General features: G+C 34.7%; 2 protein-coding genes. Both read left to right on the top strand.

The window, feature by feature from the left end; all coding sequences use genetic code 11:
* On the top strand, window positions 1–239 hold a 239-nt coding region (locus IE212_RS35840), incomplete at its 5' end, for a hypothetical protein (RefSeq protein ID WP_229864746.1).
* Between the two features lie 92 nt (window positions 240–331).
* The coding region (locus IE212_RS35835) for a hypothetical protein (protein WP_506005144.1) at window positions 332–545 on the top strand (214 nt) is incomplete at its 3' end.

The following is a 545-nucleotide window of genomic DNA, read 5'->3' as shown; positions in this document are numbered from 1 at the left end:
ATTTCAACAGCTCAGTACAACTTTTGTTTTTTATAATAAATAAAGAAACAGGCTCAGCGAAAAAATACAAAACTCCCAAGGTAATAAAAGAAAGACTAAGTGACATAATAATACTGCTGATAAGCACAAGAAAACATTCCTTTCTACTTTTGCTTTCAGCAACAAAGCGTGAAACAGCAATTTGGACTCCACCGCAACTTAGGGCAATGCAAAAAACAAGTACAGGAAAAATTAATTGAAAAAGGACAAATCTTAACTGCTAAAGCATATGAAGGATATCGTAAAGTTCGGGAGTTTCAAAGAGAAACAAATACGATTGACAAAGAGATATATGGAATTGAAAGTTGGAATTATCAACAATGATCCAAATGAATCGGGATATCGTACCGCAAACGACAAAGATTTGAAAGCGAAATTCGCAGAAGAGAACGGATATGATGCACAGTTTGCATATAGTTTAAAAAATGATGAACAGATTACAGCGGCGAAAAAATTTGTGCAGGATGGAGTTGATTATTTGCTGATTTCAGCAGCAGATACAGCAG

This window comes from Streptomyces djakartensis, from assembly GCF_014651075.1.
GTDB lineage: Bacteria > Actinomycetota > Actinomycetes > Streptomycetales > Streptomycetaceae > Streptomyces > Streptomyces djakartensis.
This window is presented reverse-complemented; position numbering and strand designations above follow the sequence as displayed.